This window comes from Mesorhizobium sp. M7A.F.Ca.ET.027.03.2.1, from assembly GCF_003999175.1.
GTDB lineage: Bacteria > Pseudomonadota > Alphaproteobacteria > Rhizobiales > Rhizobiaceae > Mesorhizobium.
In genome coordinates this window covers 1-2,010 of the sequence record NZ_RZOM01001105.1, presented here as the reverse complement: position 1 = coordinate 2,010, position 2,010 = coordinate 1, and the positions used below count along the sequence as shown (strand labels likewise).

The 2,010-nt window shown below is 65.0% G+C and carries 2 protein-coding genes; both read left to right on the top strand.

What is annotated here, in order from left to right; genetic code table 11:
* On the top strand, window positions 1-467 hold a 467-nt coding region (locus EN750_RS31720), incomplete at its 5' end, for a dimethylsulfonioproprionate lyase family protein (protein WP_127399057.1).
* Window positions 467-1,939 carry a cobyric acid synthase gene (locus EN750_RS31715; RefSeq protein ID WP_127399056.1) on the top strand — a complete coding sequence of 491 codons (1,473 nt, stop codon included), beginning with the start codon at window positions 467-469 and terminating at the stop codon, window positions 1,937-1,939. The genes EN750_RS31720 and EN750_RS31715, both read left to right, overlap by 1 nt.
* Window positions 1,940-2,010 lie beyond the last annotated feature (71 nt).

Sequence of the window (2,010 nt, the reverse complement as noted above, 5' to 3'; positions counted from 1 at the left end):
ATCTTGATCGCGCCGCAGAGCTGGCGCCGCCGGATGCCAAGCCGCTGGTGCAACTGCTTGCTGAACGGCGCAACGATCTCCGCTGGGGGCAGACCTACAGCGAGGCGGATTTCGGAAAAGAGTTCATCGATAAATACGGCTGGCTGGAAGTGTTCGGCACCCGAGGCCACTTCGTCAATGACGCTGTCGCCGCCGGCGTGCTGATCCTTGGGCCTGATATCGTCTATCCCGACCACCATCACATTGCCGAGGAAATCTACATTCCGCTGACCGGCGGTACCGAATGGCGCATGGGCGAGAGCGGCTTTTGCATGCGCACGGCCGGCGAGGTCATCCACCACGCGTCCAACGTCAATCACGCCATGCGCACCGGCAAAGACCCATTGCTGGCGCTGTACATCTGGCGCGGCGGGCCGCTGGCGCAGAAATCCGATATCACCGGAACCTTGGCGCAGGGCAGGGACTGATGGCCAGAGCGATCATGCTGCAAGGCACGGGTTCCGACGTCGGCAAGACGGTGCTGGTCGCCGGCCTCTGCCGCGCGGCAAAGAAGCGTGGGTTGAAGGTGCGGCCGTTCAAGCCGCAGAACATGTCGAACAACGCCGCCGTTGCCGATATTCCCGGCGACAAAGCTGGCGGCGGCGAGATCGGCCGCGCGCAATGGCTGCAGGCGATCGCTTGCGGCGTGGCACCCTCGGTCCACATGAACCCGGTGCTGCTGAAGCCGCAGACCGATGTCGGCGCACAGGTCATCGTGCAGGGCAAAATGTTCGGAAAAGCGCGGGCGCGTGATTACCAGGCGATGAAGGGCCAGTTGATGGACGCCGTTCTGGACTCCTGGGGCAAGGTCGGCGAGGGCGCCGATCTCGTCATCGTCGAGGGCGCGGGTTCGCCGGCCGAGATCAACCTGCGCAGCCGCGACATCGCCAATATGGGCTTTGCCACGCGCGCCGACGTGCCGGTGGTGCTGGTCGGCGACATCGATCGCGGCGGCGTCATCGCTTCGGTCGCCGGCACGCATCTGATCCTGCCGGAGGAGGACCGGCGCATGATCGTCGGCTATCTCATCAACAAGTTCCGCGGCGACATTTCGCTGTTCGACGATGGGCTGAAGTCGATCGAGACATTCACGGGTTGGCGATGTTTCGGCGTGGTGCCTTGGCTGAAGGCGGCGGCGCGCCTGCCTTCGGAGGATTCGGTGGTGCTGGAGCGGTTGGCGTCCGGCGAGGCACGCGCGCTGAAGGTGGCGGTGCCGATGCTTGGCCGCATCGCCAATTTCGACGATCTCGACCCGCTCAAGGCCGAACCGCAGGTCGAGGTGGTGTTCGTGCCGCCGGGAAAGCCTCTGCCGGCCGATGCCGGGCTGGTGGTCCTTCCGGGCTCCAAGTCGACAATCGGCGATCTGCTGAAATTCCGCGAGAACGGCTGGGATCGCGACTTGCTGGCCCATCGCAAGCGCGGCGGCCATGTCGTTGGTATCTGCGGCGGCTTCCAGATGCTCGGCCGCACAGTGCGCGACCCTGACGGCATCGAAGGCAGCGTCATCGAAGCCGAAGGGCTCGGCCTGCTCGACGTCGAAACGGTGATGGAACCGGAAAAGACGGTGCGCAACGTCAGCGCCCGTTCGGTGCCGTTCGACTTGCCGCTCGAAGGCTACGAAATCCACCTCGGCCGCACCATCGGACCGGATACGCTGCGGCCTTCCGCTGTCATCAATGGTGTCGAGGACGGGGCGGTGTCGGCCGACGGCAAGGTGATCGGCACCTATATGCACGGCCTGTTTGGCGCCGACGGCTTTCGCGGGAGATTCCTCGAAAGCCTCGGCATCAAAGGCGGCGGCATCGACTACCGGGCCGAGGTCGAGCGGGCGCTGGACGAGGTCGCAGCCGAGCTGGAGACCCATCTCGACTGCGACGCGATCTTTGCGCTGGCTCGGTAATTCGCAGAGCGCCCGAGGTTGGCTCAGGCCTTTTCGCCCGCCTTCGGCCAGTAGGTGCCGAAGGACCAGAC

Excerpts from the sequence above, each read along its gene's own strand:
- EN750_RS31715 (WP_127399056.1), top strand. The coding sequence starts at position 467 with ATGGCCAGAGCGATCATGCTGCAAGGCACGGGTTCCGACGTCGGCAAG.